Raw genomic sequence first — 22,492 nt, 5'->3', positions numbered from 1 at the left:
CCAGGACCACGGGCCCGGGGCAGCAGACGCGGGCACCCCCTGACAGGCTACGCTTCCTCGGCGTCGCCGGCGCGACGGCGGCGGGTCCACAAGCGCCCCGCCAGCACGATCAGGCAGGCCGCCGCGAGGAAGGCCACGATCTGGAGCTGCCAGACGAAGCCGGCCAGCACCAGCGCCGCGACGCCCACCCCGATCGCGGCCAGGCCGAACCAGAAGAAGAACAGCCCCGGCAGAAGGACGGCGACCGCAATCAGGCACAGCCCCAGGATCATCCAGGACCAGGGGCCGATCGTCTGATAGAGCGACGCGATCATGACGGGACCATCCACCGGGTGTCTCGGGCCGGATCAGGGTCGACGTCTGCGTCGCAAGCCGGTCCCGCAAACGCTCTACCCGCTTGCACCCCGCGGTTCAACGCGCGCAGCCAACAGGTTCGGGCCCGCAAGCCGTCGCAGCGCTGCCAGTGGCGCCCGGCTTTTGCGCCCGCCACGACCGTTCGGGAGCGGCCATCAGACCCAGCCCTGCAGTTCCCGCGACACTACCGCCTCCAGCACGGCCATGCCTTCGGGAGAATCGTTGAGACACGGGATCGCGGCGAACTGTTCTCCGCCCGCCTCGTGGAAGAACTCGCCGTTCTGGATCGCGATTTCCTCCAGCGTCTCCAGGCAGTCGGAGACGAACCCGGGCGTCATGATCGCCAGCCGTTTCACCCCGTCGCGGGCCAACTGCTTCACCGTTTCGTCGGTATAGGGCTGCAGCCAGACTTCCCGGCCGAAGCGGGACTGGAACGTCACCCGGAGCCGGTCCTCCGGCCAGCCGAGCCGGTCCCTGAGGAGCCGCGTCGTCTTGTGGCAGTGGCAGTGATAGGGATCGCCCTTCTTCAGATAGGATTCCGGCAGCCCGTGATAGGAGGTCAGGACGACTTCCGGGGTGAAGTCCAGTTCGGCCAGGTGACGCTCCAGCGACGTCGCCAGCGCGTCGATGTAGACCGGGTCATCGTGCCAGGGAGGCGCCGTCCTGAGGGCCGGCTGCCACCGCATCTTCATCAGCGCCTCGAACACCTTGTCGTTCACCGTGGCTGTCGTGGACGCCGCGTACTGGGGATAGAGCGGCACGACGAGGATCTTCTCGCATCCCTCCGCCTGCAGGGCCTCGATCCGCGATGCGATCGACGGGTGGCCGTAGCGCATCGCCCAGTCCACCGACACGCGCGGTTCCTCGGCGTAAGTTCCGGCGAGCAGTTCGGACTGGGAGCGGGTGATCGTCTTCAGGGGCGATTCGTTGCGCTCCTTGTTCCAGATCGTCTCGTAGGCTTCGCCCGACTTCTGCGGCCGGGTGGACAGGATGATGCCGTTGAGGATCGGCCACCAGACGGCGCGCGGCACCTCGATGACACGACGATCCGAGAGGAACTCCTTCAGGTAACGCCGCATCGACCAGTAGTCGGTGGCCTCCGGCGTGCCGAGATTGACCAGCAGCACCCCGACCCGCCCGAACCGGACGGGCGGATGATCCTTCGGCCACGCATTGCCGACGCTGGCGGTGTCGGAAACCGGCTTGTGTTCGTTCATCGTGCCTCGCCCTGGGACCTTAAGCCCGTCCACGGTACCCCGGTTCTAACGCAGATTTCACCCCGGTCCAGGCATCGCCATGGTGTCGCATGCCCGATCGGCCGCTTTGGGCTCGCCTGCCGTCACCGGGGATGGCACTGTATCGGGACGGTACCGGCGTAGCAGAGCGAGGCTGACGGCGCATGTTGATTCCCTTCGGTTCGATCGGCCGACGCCTGGCGGTTTGCCTCGCCGTTGCGGTTACGGCCGGCCTCTGGGCGAGAACCGCCGGCGCGGAGCCGGTCGGCTCCTTCTCCGTCATCGCCATCAACGACACCGACCAGATGACCGCGGACGATGGCCGGGGCGGCCTCGACCGGATCGCCGCCGCGGTGGCCGCCGAGCGGGCCAGGGGCGGCCGGGTTCTCGTGGTGCATGCAGGGGATGCCCTGTCGCCCTCGATCATGTCCAGCTTTGACACCGGCGCCCACATGGTCGACCTGCTCAACACGATCGGCGTCGACGTGTTCGTCCCGGGTAATCACGAATTCGATTTCGGCAAGGACGTCTTCCTGGAGCGGATGCAGGCGCTGCAGGCGACCAAGCTCGCCGCCAACCTGCGCGCCGCCGACGGCAGCACGCTCGACGGCTTCCAGGATCACATCGTCACCGAGATCGCCGGCGTGCGGGTCGGCATTGTGGGCATTCTCGGCGACCGGACGTCGGTGGTCTCCTCGCCCGGGGACCTGATCATCGGGCCGACGCTCGCCAGCGCGTTCGAGCAGGCCAGGGTGCTGCGCAACGAAGGCGCCGAGTTCGTCATCGCGGTGGTCCACGACAACGTCTCCCGCGACCTTCTCCTCGCCCGCTCCGGCGTGTTCGACCTCATCGTTTCCGGCGACGACCATGTCCTCACCGTGACCTATGACGGCCGGACGGCGCTGGTGGAATCCCGCGAACAGGGCGAATATCTCGGCATCGTCGACGTGACCCTCGACGTCGCGGGCGAAGCCGACGCCCGTCGCTTGACCTGGTCGCCGTCCTTTCGCGTGATCGACACCTCCACGCTCGCGCCCGCCCCTTCGCTGGCCGCAAAAGTCTCCGAATACAGCGCGACCCTCGACGCCGCCCTCGACGAACCGATCGCAACCACGGCCACCGAACTCGACACCCGCGCCGCCACGGTGCGGGCCGGGGAAGCCCCGTTCGCAAACGTGGTCGCCGACGCCCTGAGATCGGTGACGGAGGCGGACGTGGCCATCACCAACGGCGGAGGCATCCGGGGCGACCGCGTCTATCCCGCCGGCCACCAGCTTACCCGCCGCGACATTCTGACCGAGCTGCCGTTCGGCAACCAGGCCGTCCTCTTGACCATCACCGGCACCGACATCGTGCGCGCGCTGGAAAACGGCTTCTCCCTGGTGGAAACCGGCGCGGGCCGCTTCCCTCACGTCTCCGGCATGACGGTCACCGTCGATTTCAGCCGCCCGCCTGGCTCGCGGGTGGAGGCGGTCGAGATCGCCGGCAAGATGCTCGATCCGGGACAGACCTACCGGCTGGCGACCAACGACTACATGGCGCGCGGCGGCGACGGATACACGGCCCTGCGCAACGCGACCCCGATCATCGACGCCAATGACGGCGTCCTGCTCGCGACCGCGGTCATCGACCACATCCGCAGCCAGCCCGCCTTCGAGCCCGCTCTCGACGGCCGCATCCGCACCAACTGACAGGGACCGCCGCATCATGATCGCCATCGGCTGCCTGGCCCCGCTTATCCTCGGCGTGATCGGCGGGCTGCTCGGCTACTGGATGGCCGGGGCCGACAACGCCCCGTGGGGGTTCGCGGGCGGTTTCGTGATCGGCGCCCTGTTTCTGGGCACGATCGCCTGGCTGATGGCACGGGCGAAGTCCTGACAGGCGGCCGCCGCCCGGGCGGCTACCAGTGCTCGGAGACCGGAGCGCCTTTCAGAACCTCCGCAAGGCGTCGGCGCGTGGCCGGCGTTGTCTCGTCGGGAAGCGCGTCGAGGGCAAAGAACCGCGCCTCCAGGATCTCGGAGTTGGGCACCCGTGGCGGCGCCGGCTGCCGGACCGACCTTGCCACGTACAGGGCGACGTGGTCGCGGTTGCCCAGCGACGGATTGAAATAGAAGCCGAAGAACGCTCCGGGCTCTGTGAGCTCCAGGTTGCCCTCCTCCCTGAGTTCGCGAACCATCGCCGCATAGGCGCTCTCGCCCGGATCGACGCCGCCGCCCGGCAGATGAAACCCCGGCAGATAGGAGTGGCGCACCAGAAACACCTCTCCCGCGTCCGAGAAGGCCAGCCCCCGCACGCCGAGGCTGACCCCTTTCTTCAGCCGGTGGCGCAGACCGAGAATGCTCTTGCCTGCGATGCCATGCAGATGCTGGCGGAAGGCGGACGGCGGAGTTCTGGCCATTCGGGCGACCTCGGTTCGGACAATCGGGCGGCCGGTCTGTCTCGGCCGGCTCGGCATCGAACGGAACGGCCGCTGCCGCGTTGGTCCGGACCCTGCCCGATCATTAGTGCTGGCCCAATCATCCGAAAGCGTCGAAAATCCGGTCAACCGGATCGACCGAAGGGAAAGGACCCTATGCCGAGACCCTGGCACCTCATGACCGCCACGCTCGGAGCCGTACTGCTGTCGTCCGCCTCTCTGATGGCGGAACCCGGGTCGGTGGTCGTGAAAAAGGTTCTGGAGACGACCGAAACGGCATCGGGCCGGCCCATCACCGTTCCCCCGCATCCCGAACTGACCGTGAGCACCTACACGATACCGGCCCACGAGTCCCTGGCCATGCACAAGCATCCCTATGCGCGCTACGCCTACGTGCTGGAAGGGCGCATTACGGTGGAGACGCTCACGGGCGAGCGCTTCGACTACGAGACCGGGGACGTGATCGTCGAGGTGATCGATCAATGGCATCTGGGCAGGACGGGCGATGGTCCCGCCCGTCTGCTGGTCATCGATCAGACACCGCCCGGCGCCTCCGCCACCATCCTGAAAGACAAGTCTGCGACGGAATGACCGATACCGATTCGTCCGCCTTCACCTTCGCCCACCTCTCCGACCCACATCTCGGCCCCCTGCCCGAACCCCGCCTGCGCGAACTCGCCTCCAAGCGGATGATCGGCTACGTCAACTGGCATCGAAACAGGTCGGGCTCGCACCTGGAAGAGCCGCTGCAGCGCCTCGTCGCCGACATGCTGGCCCGAACGCCCGATCACATCGCCGTCACGGGCGATCTGGTGAACCTCGCGCTCAAGGCCGAAATATCCGTCGCCCGCCAGTGGCTGCAAGCGCTCGGCCCCTCCCGCGACGTGACCGTCATTCCGGGCAACCACGATGCCTACGTTCCGGGTGCGTTGGGGCGCGCCTGGCAGGCGTGGGCCGATCACATGACCGACGACGACAAGCCGCGCTCCGCCGCCGGCGAGCGCTTTCCCTTCGTCCGCCGCCGCGGCCCGGTCGCCATCGTCGGCACGTCGAGCGCCGTCGCCACGGGCCCGTTCATGGCGACCGGCACCTTCGGCGCCAGCCAGGCCCAGCGGCTGACGGAGTGCCTGAAGGCCCTCGGCCACCACGGCTATTTCCGCGTGGTCCTGATTCACCATCCGCCCGTGCGCGGCTCGACGAGCTGGTACAAGCGGCTGGTCGGCGGTTCGCGCTTCCGCGAGGCCGTGCGCAAGGCAGGCGCGGAACTCGTCCTCCACGGCCATACCCACCGCCGCTCGATCGACTGGATCGGTTCCCTTCCGGTGATCGGCGTGCCCGCGGCGTCGAATGCCGGCCACGCCAACGGCGCGGCCTACAACCTGTTTTCGGTCACCGGCGAAGCCGGCGCCTGGGACTGCGAGATGGTCGAATGGGGCCTGTCCGGCCCGACCGCCCCGGTTGCGGAGATCGACCGCCGGATGCTCTATCGCGCCGGCAGGGTGATCCGGGACAAGGACGCGCAGGAGAAGGCCGTCGACATGGTGACATCGGAATGAGTGAAGACACGCTTCCGGCAAGTGCCCTGCGGGTTGCCGATGCGGCACGCGCCGCAGGTCTGGACATCGAGGTCAGGGTGATGCCCGCCTCCACCCGCACCGCCGAGGAGGCGGCGGCGGCCTGTGGCACCGGCGTGGCCCAGATCGTGAAATCGCTGGTCTTCCGAGGAAAGGACAGCGGCCGCCCGCTTCTGCTGCTCGTGTCCGGGACCAACCGGGTGCACGAAGCCTCCGTCGGCCGACGGATCGGCGAGAAGCTGGCCCGGCCCGACGCGGACTTCGTCCGTGCGGAGACGGGTTTCGCCATCGGCGGCATTCCGCCGATCGGCCACGAGGCCGCGATTCCCGTCTACATGGACCGGTCCCTGCTCGATTACGACGTGGTCTGGGCGGCAGCCGGCACGCCGAATGCGGTGTTCTCCGTCGCCCCCGCCGCCCTGCGCGACGCGAGCAACGCCACCGTGATCGAGGTCACGCCGGACAGCTGACGCGCCCGACCGGACCTGCCGGAAAAAAGGCCCGGAAATGCCTGTCCCGGCCCGATCGCTGGGACCGGGCCGGGACAAGACGTTTTCAATCCCGATCAGAACGGGACAAGCTCTAGACCCGGTAGTCCTGAACCTTGGTCGCTCTCAATCCCGCGAGGCCATGACGGTCGATCAGCGAGTTCCAGGACAGGAACTCCTCGACCGTCAAAGTATAGCGCTCGCACGCTTCTTCGAGGGACAGGAGGCCGCCGCGAACGGCGGCGACGACTTCCGCCTTTCGCCGGATCACCCAACGTTTGGTGTCCGGCGGAGGCAGATCCGCCAAAGTCAAAGGCGTTCCATCCGGTCCAATGACATACCGGTAACGCGGAGACACATGTTCGGTCATTCGACTCTCGTACTCACACACACCTGACCCAACTGAGTTTCCATATGCCCTACCGGGCTTTAAGAATAAGCTAAGCGCGGGCTAAGAATTGAGTAACTATAACGAATACTTGGTTGACGCCGGCCCGCCGCGGCGGAGCCTCGGCGCCCGTGCCCGGCCCGCCGGAAACGGCGGGGAGTTGTCGCGGACGGTTGGATCGCTTACGTCAATTGGCCATAATCGCGTGGTGAGTATGCGGATTGATCGAGGCGGTGGCGCCTTCCGGCGATCCGGCGCGGCGGCAATCGAACCGCTTACGCCCGGACCGTCCGACCGCGCGGCCCGTGCAACTTTTTCGTCCGTCCCGGGTTGGACGTTGCGTAGCGGGCCGGACGAAACGGAGCGGGCACACAGGAACCGCCGCTTTCCGCAAGGGAATTTGACCGTGATCGCGTGCGCCGCGTCGAGACTTGGGCGGCGCGATCCAATCAGCAGTGACGGGTTCGTGGCATGACGAACAGCATGGATCTGCCGGGCCGGCCGGAGGACACCCGCATCGTCGTGGCGATGTCGGGCGGCGTCGATTCGTCGGTCGTGGCCGGGCTTCTCGCCAGGGAAGGCTACGAGGTGGTGGGCGTCACCCTCCAGCTCTACGACCACGGCGCGGCGACCCACCGCAAGGGCGCCTGCTGCGCGGGCCAGGACATTCACGACGCCCGGCGGGTGGCCGAGGCGCTCGGGATCTCCCACTACGTCCTGAACTACGAGGACCGGTTCCGCGAAAGCGTGATCGAGCAGTTCGCCGATTCCTACCTGCACGGCGAGACCCCGGTGCCCTGCATCTCCTGCAACCAGTCGGTCAAGTTCTCCGATCTTCTGGAGACCGCGAAGACGCTCGGCGCCGATGCGCTCGCAACCGGGCACTACGTGGCCAGCCGGCAGAACGGCGCCCACCGCGCCCTCTATCGCCCGGTCGATGCCGAACGCGACCAGAGCTACTTCCTCTACGCCACCACCCAGGAGCAGCTCGATTTCCTGCGCTTTCCGCTCGGCGGCATGACCAAGCCGGAAACGCGCGAACTGGCCGCCGAACTCGGCCTGCCCGTCGCCGACAAGGCCGACAGCCAGGACATCTGCTTCGTGCCGACCGGGCGCTATGCCGACGTGATCGAGCGGCTGCGGCCGGGCGCGGTCGAGCCTGGCGACATCGTCCACGTGGACGGTCGGGTGCTCGGCCGCCACGACGGCATCATCCACTACACCGTCGGCCAGCGCCGCGGACTGGGTCTCGCCGTGGGTGAGCCGCTCTACGTGGTCGGGCTCGACGCGGACGCCCAGCGGGTCGTCGTCGGGCCGAAGATGGCACTGGAGACGCGCCGGATCGCGCTGCGCAGCTTCAACTGGCTCGGCGACCAGGCCCTGGACACGATCGGCCCGGACGGGGTCGAGCTTCACGCCCGGGTCCGCTCCACCCGACCGCCGGTGCCTGCCCTTCTGACTCTCGACGCCGACGGCCGGCCCCAGGTCGAGCTGCTGTCGCCGGAAACGGGCGTCGCACCCGGACAGGCCTGCGTCTTCTATGACGCGCCCGAGGGCCCTGCACGGGTGCTCGGTGGCGGCGTCATCGACCGCACGCCGACGACCGACCGTCTGAAGCAGCAGAGCCGGGACGCCTTCGCGCTCGCACCCTGACCGCCCATTCCGTCACCCGTTCGCCTTCTCCCGCATCCGATCGCCGAACCGCCAAGAGGCCCCCATGACCGATCCCCATCGCTCCCGCGTCCGCACTGGCGCCCCCGTCGGCGCCGGCGCCGGAGGATCCGATGTCGCCATCGACGGCGAGATGGTGCGCTCGGCCTATGCCCGCTGGGCCCCGGTCTACACACTGCTGGCCGCGCCCACCGCGCTCGGCCGCAAGGCGGCGGTCGCCAAGGTCAACTCCATCGGCGGCCACTTCCTGGAAGCGGGCGTGGGCACCGGGCTCGCCCTGCCCGACTACACCTCCAACGTCCGCATCACCGGCGTGGACCTCTCCCACGATATGCTGAAGCGGGCGAACGAGAAGATCGCCAAGGAGCGGCTCACCAACGTCACCGGCGTGCACGAGATGGACCTCTCCCAGCTCGCCTTCGCCGACGGCGCCTTCGACGGCGCGGTGTGCATGTTCACCATCACCGCCGTGCCCGACGCCGCCCAGGTGATGGAGGAACTCGCCCGGGTCGTGCGTCCCGGCGGCCATGTCGTGATCTGCAGCCATTTCCGGGCGGAGAAATTCCCCTGGACGCTGAGCGACCGGGTGCTGACGCCGTTCGCAACCCGGCTGGGCTGGAACCCGTCCATGAAGATCGACGGCGTGCTCGGCTCCAAATCGCTGGAGCTGATCAGCCGCGAGGACGCCAAGCCCGCCGGCCTGTTCGACCTCCTGACCTTCCGCAAGCAGTAAGGCGCGCGCCGGGGCCCGGGCGCGGCCCTGTGCCGCCCCACGCGGCGCCGGAATGACCCGACAGAGGCCGCCGGCCGGAACTCCACAACCGCGCGATCCTTCGCCTTGACAAGAAGGGGCTCGATCGCGTTATTAGCGCCTCGCGACATGGCTGCGGCCCGCCGCCGCCGTCGCTTCCCCGTCTTCCGCCTCGACGTGCCGCTGAGCGGCCGCCGCACGACGTGAAGGCAGCGGCCTTCCGGCCCTGGGGCGGAGTAGCTCAGTTGGTTAGAGCAGCGGAATCATAATCCGCGTGTCGGGGGTTCAAGTCCCTCCTCCGCTACCACACCAATCCTTTGAAATAATTGGTTTTTTTCGGGAAGATGGCGCCGGGATCGGCGCAATCTCGTGTTGCAACTTGTTGCGTCAGATTTCGCAGATTTCCTAGCATTTGCATCTGTTGCAAACAGGTCCATGCAACACGGATGCAACACGCTGCGCGGGTTGAAGCACCCTTGGCCTTTCGACCGACGGCCGACGCGCCTGCTGTGAAGGACGCGGAGATGCCCCTTTGCTCGAATTGCGAGTTTTCAGGAGATTAAGTCTGTTGCCACGCTACTTGAGAAGAGAGCTGCCGTTGAACTCGCGTCTTTTACCGCAGACCGGACTGACGGCTCGGTAAGGTCGAGCACACGATACCGATCACCGACCTTAGCAATTGATTCGATCCGCCGGTAAACACTTCCATGGCTCTCAGCGTACCGTGCAAGTCCTATCAGTTTTGGTATTGAATCACTAAACTGCGTCCCGTGTGGGTCAACAATATCAGCGGCAATAGACCCATCTGCTAGCTCAGCGAAGAAGATAAAGTCGGGTCGCATGATCTTGACGTCCCCTCCATCTTCGTAGGTCACGCCGAGGGAGTCCTGGCTCGCGCGAGATGGATTTCGATACCAAGCGATCGTTCCCGCGCGCTTCAGCTCTACGGACACGACGTCTCCTTCCCACGAAGATGTAAAGTCCTCTGGGAACATACCGTCCGCGGCGCACATCAAGTGCCGCTCGAAGCGTGGTAAAGGGGTCTCCGCCCCATCCGCGTCTCGGGCAGTAGTGGGCTGCATCCACGAAGTTGGCTTCGCTAGATAAAAATCCTGAGGATGCGCACTCATCTGACTGATCTGTTGATAGACATCCTTACGCTCGTCCGAGAGGCTTTTGATCTGGACCCGGTACTCCGCGAGCCACTTGTTCGCGAGGATCTCCGCCTCCGCCTCTAAGTACTCCTTTACTTCCGGGACGAGGCCGAGCGCAGCGACCGTGACGCGCGCCTCGATTAGCGCGGCTTCCAGGTCATCCTCCTCACTATCGGCCTTCGCGAGAGCTTCGCTGTAGGTATTTCCAAGATCCGGACTAATGGCGCGCCCTGACCGGCGGTATGCATCATCGATCACCGCGAAATCTGCAGCCTCTAGGAAGTCATCAAACGACATCTCGCGAGTGTCCAGATCGGCTTTGAGGCTCTTGCCTTCGACCGTGAGCACGGTCTTGCGCGCGTTCGCGATCTCCGACTTATAGCGCTCCCGCGCGGCGTTTAGCACCTTGTGCATCTCGGCGTGAGCCTTCTTGCCGGCTTCCGGAAGGAGCCCGTCAGCAGCAAGTTCGTGGGCCAGCGAGGTCAGCCGCTTCACAGGCTTTGACTGTCGCTTCGGAAGCGATTGCGATGGGAGCGAAAGCAGCTTGTCCCAGACCGCCTGCGGAAGCGTCGGGTTCGGCTTCATCTCGTCCGGATTGATCAATACCCGCCGGCCCGGGAGCTCTTCGCCCACGTCACCGCCGGCCATGAGCGCCCTGGCTACATCCTTCACCGACTGCGCGTCGAAGAACGGCAAAAGGCAATCAACGGCGTTCAGCCGCTCATTGCCCGGTATCCTCCTCGCGAGCGGTGTGCGGACCATGCGGCCGAGAAGCTGCGTAATGTGCGTTCTGTCCTTGGCGGGGCGGAACGACACCATCACCTCCGCCCTCGGACAGTCCCAGCCAGTGCTGATCGCGTCCTTGGCGATCAGAACGCGCACCCAGGTCGACTCCTGCACACGCTCCGGGGAAATGTAGGAAATCGAGTGGCTGCCGAACGTCTGGGTCGTGTGATCTCCGAATACGTGAGCCACGGCGTCGTCGCCGAGTTCGGGCCATCGCTCATAGATCGTATCGAGCGCACGACCGATCTCGTCGTGATCTGGTGAGTTCGGTACCTGCAGAACCATCAGCGGCGCTACAGTATCCGCATTGTCCTGCTGCTTTACATACCCCTGCCACGCAGCCGTGATCTCTTTTAGTTTGTCGATGCCGCGCCGGACCAGAACGGTATCGAACTGGCCGACCTCGTTGGGCACATCGAGAATGATCGTATCCTTCAGCAGGCCTGAGGCTTGCACCTTGCCAGAGTCGACCATCACGTTGGGAAGCGTGGCTCGGCCCTGCATGTCGGCCATGGCGGCGTTGAAGCGTTCGACCGTCGCCGAGATGCCTAGGACAATCGGGATGCCGGGCACCGAGCCGTATCCGTTGATCAGCCGCTTCACGATGGTTGGCTTTTCGCTACCGCCGGTACCGCCCGAGGCCTTCATGCCGCGATGTGCCTCGTCGAGGACGAGGTAGAGAGTCAGATCCGGGTCCTCGATGGTGTTCTGGATCGTGTCCCAGATCGTGAATGCGCGCATGTCGGGCATCACGGTCTGACGGGCGTCTGTCTCGACACCCGGATCGTCGGGATCGTGGCCGCGAACCAGCAGGCTCGATTTGCTCAGCTTCTGCGTGTTCAAAAAGTAAACCTTGCCGGCCTCGAGCTTCTCGCGATTGAAGGTGTTCTGCACGATGACAAGATCCGACAGCGTCAGACGGTCGGATGCTTCACGCAAACGGAAATGCGACTGAGCGTTCAGCGCGGGGTCATCGCTGAACCAGATCACGACCGCGCCGGGATCGGGCTCGAAGTCGAAATTGTCGTCGCCATGAAACAGCGCCTCAAACACAGCTGCGGCCATGACAGTCTTGCCGGCCCCGGTGGTCGCAGTCAGTGAGAAAGCCGTTTTCCTTTGCCGATCGTGCCAGAACATCGACGCGTCCTTGATGTTCTCGAGCACGTCCTTGACGGCATCTTCCTGGTAATCTTTGAGCGTGAACTTCATGGGTTAGCGGCCCATCGAAAAGCGGAAATTGGAAAGGTACGACTCGTAAAGCCGGATCGGCTCGACCGAGTCGGGCAGCCTGCGCGCGACAGATTGGAAGCGCCGATCGTCGTCGGTGACGATATAGGCGATGCGCAGCACCTCGCAGGCATCGACCGCGTCGCAGAACTCCGCCGAACGGTCCAGATCGACCAGCAGCCCATAGGTGTCGGCGACGGCCCACCCCTTCTCCGGCAGCGTATCGATGCGGTAGCCCTCCGCGCCAGCGCGCATCCAGAGGAGCGGCGCGATGCGCTGGAAGGCGAGGTTGTGATGCACCGCGACCGGCGTCTCGTAGGTCAGGGTGAAGAACTCGGCGTTCTCTTCGAACCCTTCGGCCATCGGGAACTCGTCGGTGAATTTGTAGTCGCCGTCGATGTCATCGCCCTCGGGCGTCCTGCCCGTGATCGCGGCTCTGATCCGGGGCTTTGTGATGTAATCGCAGATGCCCCACTTTTCCCAGTCGGGATCGCCAGGACGAAGGCCTGACTTCCGGAGCGCGGCTTGCTCGTCAGCGGCGACCTCGTTGTTGGTGACCGAGATGCACCTGCGTCTGCCACCGTCCTGGCGATTGAGGCGCATGACGGCATGGGCCGTAGTGCCGGAGCCCGCGAAGAAGTCTAGAACTAGCGCAGACTTGTTCTCACCAAGAACGATCCTGAGTGCATCCTCCACCGCGTAAAGTGACTTTGGGAAGGGGAATCGCCTCTTTGGCATCATGGTACGTAGGAGCGATGTTCCGTAGGCTCCCGCATCATGGCGAGCTTCCCGCCACACTGTCGTCGGCCTCTTTTTAGAGCCCGCGGGGCTCACCACGATCTTCGAACCATCCGATCTCTCGCCCTGTACGAGGTATTCCCCACTCTCCACCTTCTTTATGTTCGAGGTTGAAAGATAGGCAATAGTAAACGGTTGATGCTCGTTGCCATCGCTCACCCGAACAAAACCTTTTTCAATTATCCTTCTCAGACTCGGCCCTGTAAGGCCCCATATTAGCTGCTCTCCATCTTGATTTACGGGATAAACGGCCACGGCGCCCTGCACCTGAGGCACGTCGTTCAAATCATCATTAATACCTAACGGCTCACCAACTTTGACAATTTCTTTTGTTTTCGGATCTACATATATTGGATAAAATTGATTCTTTCTTGACCCTCGCACCAAAGTTCTTTGCGTTCGACGCAAATAAAGCCAGCGCACCTCACTGGCCTCTTCGCCATCAGCGACACTCAATGGCCCCGAACTCCCAAAGAAAACAAAATATACAAACTCATCGACTCTTGAAAATTCTCCGGCTCGGCTCGTGCTTCTTGGACTGATTGTCACACTAACCATCTGAATATTAGCTTCAGGAAAAACTTGCTCAATCAAAAGCCCTAATCTTAGATACTCCTTCTCGTCTATTGTTACGATTAGGACAGAACAGTCTTTCTTTAGCAGAGCATCCGCAGCCTTTAATCGCCGCTCCATGAAGGCAAGCCATTTAGAGTGCCTATAAAGGTCCTCACCCTCCACATAATCGTTATTGTATTTCCAATCGCGAGCACCCGTATTGTAAGGTGGATCGATGTATATCGCATCCACCTTTCCGCGGTGCGTGTAGCTCAACGCCTCCAAAGCGTGGAAATTCTCACCGTTAATCACCGTGTGGTAGGGCTTGTCGCCGCCGCACTCGACCTTGCCGGTGCTAACCAGCCCCGGATAAATGTAGTCGCGGAACTCCGCGACTACGACGAGGTCGTCGGTTGCGACATCGGCCGTGTCTGGCTCGTCGGAGTCGATCAGCGAGACATGCGCTTTACGCTTGCCGTCGGCTTCGTCGATGCGAAGCACCTTCCACAGCCGCTGATCGCTCCTGGCCGAGGACCCGCGCGGCGGCAGGATACGCACCTTGTCACCCCGGCGGATCGGCCGCCCTGGCAGCTCGACGCTCTCGGGCCGATGCCGCTCGAAGTTGAGACCGAAGGCGCGCCGCGACGCCAGTGCCTTGAATTCACGGTCAAGTTCGTCTCCGAGGGCTCGATCCTTCGCCTTCGCCCGTGCGATCAGATCCGTTAGCCGTGACACCTGCTCCCCCCCTCAGCATTGAGTACCTTTAGATGCGAATCCATTGACCTATTGAGGCTTCGATCACAACCTTCCTACCGATGCTTGCCGAATTTCGGCCCGATCTGCAGCCATTTGCCCTGATTGTCATTTCTCCAGCCAGCTACTTTTGATAACGCGCGGCCTAGATGGCACACGCGGCTCCCGCCGAAGTTCGGCGGTGCGACTATCAAAACTGTTCGGGATGACTTGCCGGGCGGCGAATGCGTAGACAGTGCAGTCTAGGGCTTCCGCCTGCCTTCCCGGCTTTCGTTCCCACCGATGCGCGGGCCGGCCGTGGTGGTAGCGGACGACCTTCCGTTCGGAGGCGAGCTGTTCGAACCAGACCAACGGCAGCGAGTCCGAAAACCGGAGCATCGTATTGCGGGCCAAGCGGTCCACAATCGTGGTTTTCACCACATCAACGCCTACGATCCAGAGCGCACCGCCGGGCGTCTTCGATCGGCTGCGTTCGATCACCGCGCGACTGCCCGCCATGCCTTTCACAGCCATCACGCGGCGCCGGGCACGCGGGAACGCGAAACGATATACGCCGTCGGTCCAATCGCCGTCGCCGCTATCGACGGCCATGGCATCAATCCCGATCGTGCCGCCGGACGGGTGCTTCCAGCGCTCGGCCAACAGCGCGTCTAGCTGCCGCCAGGTCGCTTCCTCGCCGGGCGATCCCCACAAGATCTGATGATCGAGGACGTAGGCCGTGCCTTCGCGATCCCAGCCGATTAGCGCGACCTCCAATCGGTCGTCTTGAACGTCCACCCCGGCCGTGAGGAACAGAACCGCTTCCGGTATCCGGCCGATACCGAAGGGCTCGACGCGCCCTTGAAGCTCGGCTTCATCCAGGTCGGTGGCGCCATCATCCCCCGTCCCTTCCGCCAAGATGGTGTTTATGAATGTGCGCAGGGTGTCCGGGTCATTCTTCGCTGCCACGAACTCGGTGGCCAGCCTCCCCCAGGCCGCGTTTGCCAGCGGCGATACGAGTGCGTTGATGCGGAACCCGGCGTGGCCCTGCACGTCCGGCGCCGTTGCCCGCCACCGGCCCTTAGCCACCATGTCGGCTTTCTGCCGTTCCTCAATGCAGGCCCCACAATGCGGGCAAGCGTAGTAGGCTGCGGATGGCTTCCCCTCCGGCCACTTGATGTCCCCCCATTTGATTTCATTGTGTTCGCCACAGTCCGGGCAAGGCACCTCGAAAATCCGCTTGTCCGACTGCTCATAGGAGCGCAGCACGTTTGAAGTCGCGGTATCGACGGGCGTGCTTCCAAGCACGATCTTGCGATCGGGAAACGAGAGCGTACGCCGCTCGGCCAGCGTCAGCGGCGAACCTTCCGGACCGGGCGGCATCGCGTCGGCTTCATCAACGAACAGAACGCGCGCGTTATGGCGGCGCAAATTGCGGGGCGCCTTTGAAGCCAGAACCTTCAGACTGCCGCCAGGAAAGCGGCGCGATAGCATCGTGTCCCGCGCGCCTTCCTTGGTATCGCCTGACAGAAGGCCCGCAATTGCCGGGCTTGCGCTGAACACCGGCTCCACGTCGGAGACCACATAGTCGCGGGCATCGTCTTCGGTCGGCAGGAGCGCGATGATAGGCGCCGGATCGTTCGCGACGTAGGCGCCGATGGCGCTCGTCAGAAGCGTGGTGAACCCTACGCGGACGGCTTTTACCAGCGTCACCCGTTCAATGGTCGGGTCGCCGATCACGTCAGCAATTTCGGTTTGATACGGGTAAAGCCGAACCTTGCCAGGCAGCGCGGAAACGCCTTCCGGAAGGCGGATTTCAGACTCGATCCATCGGCTCAGTTTCAGTTTCAGCGGCGGGCGCAGCGCCGTCAGCGCGCGCGCCGTCATCGTCTTAATTTTCATTTATCAATAATTTTCACTCGATTTATGCATAAATTTATGCTATGGTTTAAGGAATAATATGGAGGCACTCATGGACAACCCCCGCGTTCTCACTGTGTTCACATTTCGACCGATTGAGATGCTCCTTAGGGAGGGCGGTTCCCAAGCCTGGGCTCTCAATGCCGCAAACGCGCGGCGATGTACGCATATCGTCTGCACGCGCAATCGCTTCCATGACGGAGCTGGACCAGAGGAGCACGGAGCTGCCTTTCTGGTTGGGAAGATAAGCGCGGTTGAGCCCTCGCCGGAAAGACCGGACCGCTACATCGTGCAGATGAGCGATTATGCCCTTCTCGATCCGCAACCGGTCATATGGCCGGGAGCCCGCAATCCCGTTTGGTACGTAGATCGCCTTGCGGATTTGGGGATTGAAGAAGCCAAATTGAATTGGCTTCCCATGCCGAAGCCAAACGCTGTTACACCGGCAATGCCAGATGAAGTCAGCATAACTAGATGCTCCGCTGCCCAGCTTAAGGCTGCGTTCGCCGCAGAACACGGTGTCAGTGCAGATGATGTCGAAGTAACTATTCGTTTTTAGCCCGCCCATTTTCAGCGCGCTAGCAAAATACTGACGCGCGACAAGTAATAATCGCGTCAGTCGATTGCGGATATGGCAGAAAGCTCTTCCAGCGCATCTCGGATTTCCCGGTCGATGGTCTCCACGTCCGCCGCGGTGAGCGCCGGGTTTCGGGACCGGACACGGGAAGGAACGGCAAGCATGCCCGCCCGAACGCGGCGCAAGGTGTCGGACCAGGCGCGGACGGTTTCTTCAGCGTCCACCAGCTTGCCGCGGAGCGCTTGGTTCTTCAACGCGTGGCCATCGGCCTGTTCTTTCGCAAGCCGGGCACGTTCCTTGTCCAGCTCCAGAAGAGCGGCCTGGCCCTCCGCCTTACCGCTGACGTGGGCAATGTAGGCTTGCACCGTAGCCGGGCCATCAAACGTGCCTGGCGCGGCTCGAACCGCAATACCTTCCTCTGCAAGCTGGTTTATTCGGCGCGTGGTGAGCCCCAGAAGCGCCGCAAGTTCTTTCGTCTTCATGAGACCCTCCAGGGCTCGATCCGGGACCATGAACGTAGCAAGAACAAATGTCTTGACCAGCAATGTCGAATCGCAGCATTTTTAGACTGCGGCTATCGACAGCATGCCCGTCGCGTTTTCGGAATCGCGTGCTCTCATGGTTCGTAACCTACTTGCCTCGCCCCGCCCGCATCGCGACCTGGATTGGCACCGCCTGGATAGGCATGCGACTGCCGGTGGCTTCGGGGAAACGCCAAGCAGGGACTACATGAACCGGTTCGGCCGACCGTTTCATGTGGGCCGAGCATGCGGTGAACGGCGGTTAAACCGTTTGTCCGTGGCCATAACCCGCAACCTTTAGGGTCTGCGGCGCCGGGACCCGGAGGATAGACCAGATGCGGTCACGCCTTCGGATCACCGTCGAGGTCAGAGTCGATGTCGCGAAGGTCCTTTATGGACTTTGTGCGCTCCTCGTTCTCTTCCTTTGACAACGGACGGGGGCTCGTTTCGGCGGGTCCCCGTTTCGTTTCCGGCGCCAGTTGCTGGGAAGGAAATCCCATAGGAAATCCTGCAGCGCGTGGAACGCCGGGCTTTATTGCCCGCATTGGGGCTGGCGCCGGGAAGTACCTTTCCCTTTAGCGTCAATAGCTTAGGCTACCCGTCACGCGCCTGCACGCTTGCGGCGGCGCATACGGCCACCGCCGGCGACAGCTATCACGACGATAGACGCACCTGACCGGACGGCGACGGGTTGGCCGCCACGGCTACAGCAACGCCGATCAGGTCGTTGTCAGTGCTGACCGTGGTGGCAACGCTACCGTCCCAATAGATCGGGGCGCCGATGGTCCACGCCTGGGCGCTCACCTTCGGCATATTGAAGATGCCGGTCGTCTTCAGCGAAACGTGGTTGCCGGACTTGGCATCCGCCGCGGCCACACCGACAAGCGAACCGATCACGACAAGATCGCCGGCCTCGATATCCGCCGATGCCGGGACGGTGATCACGTCACCCGGCTGAACATAATTGCGCATCTAAAACCCCTTAGAAAAAGACGGCAGGAACGTCGTCACACGGCTGCCGGTCTGTGCGGCAAAGTCCCGATCGATGGCGTCGATTGCGGCTTGGATGTCGCCGAAGCTGCGATACTCGACCTCGCGCCGCGTGCCCCCGCTGTGAAATACGATCCGCAACGCGCCTTCCGAACGGGCGGCTACCAGGGCCGCCCGCTTTGCCAATAGCTCTTCGTGCGTCATCACGAGCCCGCGTTGCGGTAGGCGCCGCGGAAGTCGATGGCGCCGCATGCGAAGTCGAGCGACGCAGCGACCTTCACAGCCTGCGTATCGAAGTCGCGCTCCGACCGGACCTGCGGGCCTTCCGACCCACCAACGTACCCGTAGACGACGACGGGCGCGGCGGCCGGTGCGGCGAAGACATACCAATCAGTGCCGGTGATGTTGGCGTCTACGACAAGCTCGGCAAAACCGGACCAGACATTCACGTCGGTCGCCTTCGTGGCGGTGACGGCGGCGAGGATTTGGCGGGCCTTCACTTCATTTGCAGGCCCGACCACCAGGTAAGCCGGCTGAAGGTTCAGCGGCATCCCGTCCAGGCTGGTCTGAGCACGCAGTGCGGCGACGGCAGCGCCGACAGTTGCCGCGTCGATCGCACCACCCGAGGCCGCCAGGTTGCCGTGGTTCGCATGGAACAGAGCCGTGCTGTCCGACAGCGCAGCGTTGGTCGACAGCACGCCATAGGCAAGCCTGTTCTCGTCGTTCGCGGCGCGAATGGCGATACCGGACGAGAAGTCCGCAAGCGCGCTAAGGTCGTCGTTGATCAGCGCACGGCGGCCAATCGCGAGGCCCGTGCCGTACTCCTTGGCACTGACCTTCTCGGCGTTCTCGCTGATGGTGCCGTACTTGGTTTCCCCGCCTTCGTGGATTTCCTTGAAGGCCGGAACGTCGCCAACCCGCAAGAAGCTGTGCTCCCGAAAGTCGGTGAACGGCTTCCGCGCCGCCCACATTCGGTAGGTCGGGGCGGCGATGCTGTACTGCGCCAGGAGCGCCTTGTTCGCCGCATCGGCAAGCAGGAGCGGAAAGTCGGACGTGGAATGAGCGCCCACGGCCCGCTGCAGAAGGGCTTCGCTGTCGCGAAGGTTGACGCGTTCGCCGTTGGCCACGGCTAGGTCGCCCACCATGTCAAGAACCCGGTGGCCACGGTATTCGGTCGCCCGTCCTTCGAGCTTCACAGCGCCGGGGGCGAGACGATGCGCGAGGGCGTTGGCCATAGCGCCGCGGATGCTTTCCGGGTCAGTATGGTCCGTACCCACCGTCGCGGTGGTGGTGCGGATGCCAGCCGTGGCGGTGCTACGCGCGGTCATAGCTTCGAGCGCGGCCGCGTTCACCGTGGCGACGTCAGGCTCGGCGTCGATCTGCGCGTCGACCCAAGCCTGATCGAGGCCACACTTAGCCGCCGTCGAACGGATGTGCGCATTCACTTCGGCACGGGTCGCGGCCGGGGCTTCGGTAGTGATCGTTTCGGTGGTGTGGGTGTCAGTGGTGGGCATTTGATTCCTGGTCGTAGCTGCGGGGTCGGCCGGCACAGAAACCAGCGACGCCTCAAGGATGGTGAGTTTGGTTGCTGTCAGGGTGCGCTGGCCGGCCGGCTTGGTTTCGGCCCATTTCTGAACCGCGTAGCCAACCGACACGCCCCACCGCTGACCGCCGGCGATTTCCGCGGCGACGCGCTTGGCGCGTTCGGAATGGCGGGATAGCCGGGCGGTTCCGACGAGCTGGCCGGCTTCAAGCCGGATGTCGGTGACGAGGCCGATTTGGTCGTCGATCGAGGACCGGTTGTGGCTGTCAAGTAGCGGGATCTGGTCCGGCCAGGTGGCGCCGGATAGGTCGAGCACTTCCACGAACTGGCCGCGGCTGTCTGACATGGTGCGCGCAGCGCCGGTGGAGAGGACGAGGTCGAAAGTCCAGTCGTCCTCTGACCAGCTAGACGCGTTTAAGGGGCCGGCCCGCGTGAACGGGCCGTTCGGTTCTGGCATTGCTGTCTCCGATGATTAAGCCGCGTCGTCTGCGACGGCCGGCGCGTTGTCGTTCGCAGGCGCGAAGGTCAGGCCAAGGCCATCCGCACGCGCCTTGTCGGTGGCGATTTCCGCATCCAGGGCTTCAATATCGACACCGCGCGACGCCACGGCTTCGCGACGCGATTTCAGGCCGGCGCTGATCGCCAGGATTTCAGCCTGCGTATCCTTGAGCGGGTCGACCCAAACCTGACGGGGCGTCACCCAGACGGCCGGCGTGGCGTCTTCCACGCGGGAAACAACCCGGCCGGTCAACGCCTCCAAGGTCGCCCAGCGTTCATAGATCGGGCGGAGCGCCTGGTAGACCAGCACGCTGTGCTGGAGCGCCTCCACACGTTCCCGGAAGGCGATCAGGCCGGCCCGAATGGACGAAAAGTTCACGTCGCTTAGATCGCCGTGAAGCAGATACGGCGGCACGCCAAGCCCGACCGCGATCTCGCGCTCGGTCAACCGCATGAACGCAACCGCGTCCATCCCGATGGCCGGCGGGTTCGAAAACACGACCTCTTCACCCGGGGCAAGGTACTTGATGGTTCCGGGCTCCAGCCCACCGGTGATCGCGCCGCCGACCTGTTCACCGTCGAAGGGTTGGCCGCCACCGTCCGCGCTTCGAACGAACCCAGTCAGCATCGCCCCGACCTTCTGACGGACCTGTTGCGCATCGCGGGTCGAATCGTGATCGGCCATCCGAAGAAGGATGGGCGCGAACCACGAAAGCCCCCGAACCTGCCCGGGCCACAAAGGCCGGAAGAGGTGAACCACGTCCTCAGCCGGGATGCGTTCGCGCCGAAGCGAATGTTCGCCGAAGATCTGGCCGGGCCGCTCGGTAAAGACATGATAGGCAACGCGCCTACCGACCGTGTCGAATTCAACGCCCTGGACGATCTGCGCGCCGTTCGCGAGGCGGACGTTGTGGGACGCGTCAACCTGGTCCGGGTCGATCTGGCGAACGCGGAGCCGCCCGCCTTCGGTGACGAGCACGGTGAACGCTTCCCCCACTACGATCATGGAACGGACCAGACTGGCCTGGAGTCCGTAAAAGTCGGTCAGCCCGTCGGCATCGGCGGTGTCCGTCCAGCGCTCAAAGCGGGTCGAAAGGAGATCACGCGTTGCCGGGTCCGGATGTCGTGACTGTGGCTTCACACCGACGCCCACCAGGCTGTTGACCCAGGCCTCCAAACCGGATGCGGCAAGGGGGTTGTTCGAAACCGCATACCGCGCCCGGGCTGCAAGCGTGAATCGCGCCGCGTGGGTTTCCGTGACCGGCGCCGGCATGGATGGCTGCCCCCGCCACCGGCGGCCGCCCTGTGCGGCGTCATAACTGCGGCGTTCGAGGATCTTGCGCAGCCGGTCAAACATGTGTGTCGCCCTGGAAGTGGGGTTCGCACATGTGGCGGACCGCGACGAATACGAGCCAGGCTTCGACGGCCAGCTTCACGCCGTTCCCGGCGATCGGGCGCCATTCTTCCACTTCACCAGGCGCGCGCGGTTCGCCGGCGGCGTGGGTGAATTCGAATGCCGACCGGATCAGTTTATTGGGGCAACGAATACCGGCCCCGCGCAGGTAGGCAAGCAGTGCTACAGTGTAAATGTGGTGCGCGGTGTATTCCGAACGGTGGCCGCGCTTCTTTCCGGTCGGGAATCCCTGCAAATCGGCCACGTCCAACCAGTGGTACACAGTATCTGGCGGCGCATCGACAATCGACGCGACTTCACGAAGCGTGAAGACATGGTCATTCCACCACGCAGGAACGGGCAACGCCGCATCCGGCGGCGATGACGCTTGATGCGGCATAACATTTTCCTTGTAAGTTGTTACGAGACTTAGGACTGCACAAAAAAAGCCGCCGCACCTGTGGTGCAGCGACTTCGAAATAACGCCCGGTTCGGCGACCCCGTGGCGCGATCAACGGGCGATCGCGTGCCGGAGGACTACCAGCGCGCGATCTGGTGAATTCTGATCTGAATGGGTTTCCTAGGCCGGGGTTCGCTGTGGCGCTATCGCAGCCGAAGCATCGAGGCCCTATACTATTACCCCGTGACGCGGTGATCTGGTGTACACCAAGCCTACGCGGCCAGGGCGGCACTACAGGTTTGCCGCCCCTATACTATTACCCCGTGGCAGCCCGATCTGGCGTACGCCAACGTTACGCGGCCCTCAATAATACCCCGCGGCACAGCGATCTCGGTATACCCAACATCGCATGGCCCTTACTTATACCCCATGGCGCGGCAAACTGGTTTAAACCAACAGCGCACTCGGTCGTTTTTCAGGCCCCATACTATTACCCCGTGGCGCCGGGATCTAGTCATGAC

At 63.8% G+C, this 22,492-nt stretch carries 21 protein-coding genes and 1 tRNA gene; 9 read left to right on the top strand and 13 right to left on the bottom strand.

Annotated features, from left to right (window positions below; translation table 11 throughout):
- Nucleotides 1-47: 47 nt before the first annotated feature.
- Nucleotides 48-329 (bottom strand): NfeD family protein, encoded by a 282-nt coding sequence (locus J2S73_RS09905; RefSeq protein WP_306885358.1) that lies wholly within the window; start codon nt 327-329, stop codon nt 48-50.
- Nucleotides 330-509: 180 nt separating this feature from the next.
- Nucleotides 510-1,571, bottom strand: coding sequence for a ferrochelatase (hemH, locus tag J2S73_RS09900; RefSeq protein ID WP_306885357.1), 1,062 nt, complete (start codon nt 1,569-1,571; stop codon nt 510-512).
- A gap of 182 nt (nt 1,572-1,753) precedes the next feature.
- Here hemH and J2S73_RS09895 point away from each other — a divergent pair, with 182 nt between their 5' ends.
- Both J2S73_RS09895 and J2S73_RS09890 read left to right on the top strand, forming a co-directional pair.
- Complete coding sequence (locus tag J2S73_RS09895; protein ID WP_306885356.1) at nt 1,754-3,280, top strand: bifunctional metallophosphatase/5'-nucleotidase; 1,527 nt, start codon at nt 1,754-1,756, stop codon at nt 3,278-3,280.
- A gap of 16 nt (nt 3,281-3,296) precedes the next feature.
- Complete coding sequence (locus J2S73_RS09890; protein ID WP_306885355.1) at nt 3,297-3,467, top strand: hypothetical protein; 171 nt, start codon at nt 3,297-3,299, stop codon at nt 3,465-3,467.
- A 22-nt stretch (nt 3,468-3,489) separates the two neighbouring features.
- Here the strand turns inward: J2S73_RS09890 and J2S73_RS09885 are convergent, their stop codons facing one another.
- Nucleotides 3,490-3,987 carry an NUDIX domain-containing protein gene (locus J2S73_RS09885; protein WP_306885354.1) on the bottom strand — a complete coding sequence of 166 codons (498 nt, stop codon included), beginning with the start codon at nt 3,985-3,987 and terminating at the stop codon, nt 3,490-3,492.
- A 174-nt stretch (nt 3,988-4,161) separates the two neighbouring features.
- Here J2S73_RS09885 and J2S73_RS09880 point away from each other — a divergent pair, with 174 nt between their 5' ends.
- The 3 genes from J2S73_RS09880 to J2S73_RS09870 are packed head-to-tail and all read left to right on the top strand — an operon-like array spanning nt 4,162 to nt 6,049.
- Nucleotides 4,162-4,596, top strand: a complete 435-nt coding sequence (locus J2S73_RS09880) for a cupin domain-containing protein (protein ID WP_306885353.1) — start codon at nt 4,162-4,164, stop codon at nt 4,594-4,596.
- Nucleotides 4,593-5,561 (top strand): metallophosphoesterase family protein, encoded by a 969-nt coding sequence (locus J2S73_RS09875; protein ID WP_306885352.1) that lies wholly within the window; start codon nt 4,593-4,595, stop codon nt 5,559-5,561. The genes J2S73_RS09880 and J2S73_RS09875 overlap by 4 nt, the downstream gene beginning before the upstream one ends.
- The gene (locus J2S73_RS09870) at nt 5,558-6,049 is read left to right on the top strand and encodes a YbaK/EbsC family protein (RefSeq protein WP_306885351.1); all 492 of its coding nucleotides are present in this window, start codon (nt 5,558-5,560) and stop codon (nt 6,047-6,049) included. Before J2S73_RS09875 ends, J2S73_RS09870 begins: the two co-directional genes overlap by 4 nt.
- 112 nt (nt 6,050-6,161) lie before the next feature.
- On the opposite strand, the gene sciP is transcribed toward J2S73_RS09870, so the two are convergent.
- Nucleotides 6,162-6,437: a CtrA inhibitor SciP gene (gene sciP, locus J2S73_RS09865; protein ID WP_306885350.1), complete on the bottom strand. Its 276-nt coding sequence runs from the start codon at nt 6,435-6,437 to the stop codon at nt 6,162-6,164.
- A 489-nt stretch (nt 6,438-6,926) separates the two neighbouring features.
- Here sciP and mnmA point away from each other — a divergent pair, with 489 nt between their 5' ends.
- From mnmA to J2S73_RS09850, 3 genes are all read left to right on the top strand, one after another.
- The gene (gene mnmA, locus J2S73_RS09860) at nt 6,927-8,108 is read left to right on the top strand and encodes a tRNA 2-thiouridine(34) synthase MnmA (RefSeq protein ID WP_306885349.1); all 1,182 of its coding nucleotides are present in this window, start codon (nt 6,927-6,929) and stop codon (nt 8,106-8,108) included.
- A gap of 64 nt (nt 8,109-8,172) precedes the next feature.
- The gene (locus J2S73_RS09855; protein ID WP_306885348.1) at nt 8,173-8,859 is read left to right on the top strand and encodes a class I SAM-dependent methyltransferase; all 687 of its coding nucleotides are present in this window, start codon (nt 8,173-8,175) and stop codon (nt 8,857-8,859) included.
- A 248-nt stretch (nt 8,860-9,107) separates the two neighbouring features.
- Nucleotides 9,108-9,184, top strand: a tRNA-Met gene (locus tag J2S73_RS09850).
- 244 nt (nt 9,185-9,428) lie between these two features.
- On the opposite strand, the gene J2S73_RS09845 is transcribed toward J2S73_RS09850, so the two are convergent.
- The 3 genes from J2S73_RS09845 to J2S73_RS09835 all read right to left on the bottom strand — a co-directional run bounded on the left by J2S73_RS09845 (nt 9,429) and on the right by J2S73_RS09835 (nt 16,031).
- Complete coding sequence (locus tag J2S73_RS09845) at nt 9,429-12,026, bottom strand: DEAD/DEAH box helicase (protein ID WP_306885347.1); 2,598 nt, start codon at nt 12,024-12,026, stop codon at nt 9,429-9,431.
- A gap of 3 nt (nt 12,027-12,029) precedes the next feature.
- Nucleotides 12,030-14,132, bottom strand: a complete 2,103-nt coding sequence (locus J2S73_RS09840; RefSeq protein WP_306885346.1) for a site-specific DNA-methyltransferase — start codon at nt 14,130-14,132, stop codon at nt 12,030-12,032.
- 126 nt (nt 14,133-14,258) lie between these two features.
- A complete protein-coding gene (locus J2S73_RS09835; protein ID WP_306885344.1) occupies nt 14,259-16,031 on the bottom strand; it encodes a phage terminase large subunit family protein in 1,773 nt (590 codons plus the stop codon).
- Nucleotides 16,032-16,101: 70 nt separating this feature from the next.
- On the opposite strand from J2S73_RS09835, the gene J2S73_RS09830 reads away from it, so the two are divergent.
- A complete protein-coding gene (locus J2S73_RS09830) occupies nt 16,102-16,608 on the top strand; it encodes a hypothetical protein (RefSeq protein WP_306885343.1) in 507 nt (168 codons plus the stop codon).
- 56 nt (nt 16,609-16,664) lie between these two features.
- On the opposite strand, the gene J2S73_RS09825 is transcribed toward J2S73_RS09830, so the two are convergent.
- The 6 genes from J2S73_RS09825 to J2S73_RS09800 all read right to left on the bottom strand — a co-directional run bounded on the left by J2S73_RS09825 (nt 16,665) and on the right by J2S73_RS09800 (nt 21,971).
- Nucleotides 16,665-17,108 (bottom strand): hypothetical protein, encoded by a 444-nt coding sequence (locus J2S73_RS09825; RefSeq protein ID WP_306885342.1) that lies wholly within the window; start codon nt 17,106-17,108, stop codon nt 16,665-16,667.
- 693 nt (nt 17,109-17,801) lie between these two features.
- Nucleotides 17,802-18,119 (bottom strand): DUF2190 family protein, encoded by a 318-nt coding sequence (locus J2S73_RS09820; protein ID WP_306885341.1) that lies wholly within the window; start codon nt 18,117-18,119, stop codon nt 17,802-17,804.
- The gene (locus J2S73_RS09815; protein ID WP_306885340.1) at nt 18,120-18,341 is read right to left on the bottom strand and encodes a phage head-tail joining protein; all 222 of its coding nucleotides are present in this window, start codon (nt 18,339-18,341) and stop codon (nt 18,120-18,122) included. It abuts the gene before it with no gap.
- Entirely contained in the window at nt 18,341-20,137 is a 1,797-nt protein-coding gene (locus J2S73_RS09810; protein ID WP_306885339.1) for a prohead protease/major capsid protein fusion protein, read from the bottom strand. Before J2S73_RS09810 ends, J2S73_RS09815 begins: the two co-directional genes overlap by 1 nt.
- 15 nt (nt 20,138-20,152) lie before the next feature.
- Nucleotides 20,153-21,535, bottom strand: coding sequence for a phage portal protein (locus J2S73_RS09805; RefSeq protein ID WP_306885338.1), 1,383 nt, complete (start codon nt 21,533-21,535; stop codon nt 20,153-20,155).
- A complete protein-coding gene (locus J2S73_RS09800) occupies nt 21,528-21,971 on the bottom strand; it encodes a MerR family transcriptional regulator (protein WP_306885337.1) in 444 nt (147 codons plus the stop codon). The genes J2S73_RS09805 and J2S73_RS09800 overlap by 8 nt, the downstream gene beginning before the upstream one ends.
- Between the last annotated feature and the right edge of the window lie 521 nt (nt 21,972-22,492).

Origin of the sequence: Amorphus orientalis, from assembly GCF_030814015.1 — a bacterium.
GTDB lineage: Bacteria > Pseudomonadota > Alphaproteobacteria > Rhizobiales > Amorphaceae > Amorphus > Amorphus orientalis.
The sequence above is the reverse complement of the archived record's forward strand: the minus strand, read 5'-3'. Positions and strand labels throughout refer to the sequence as shown.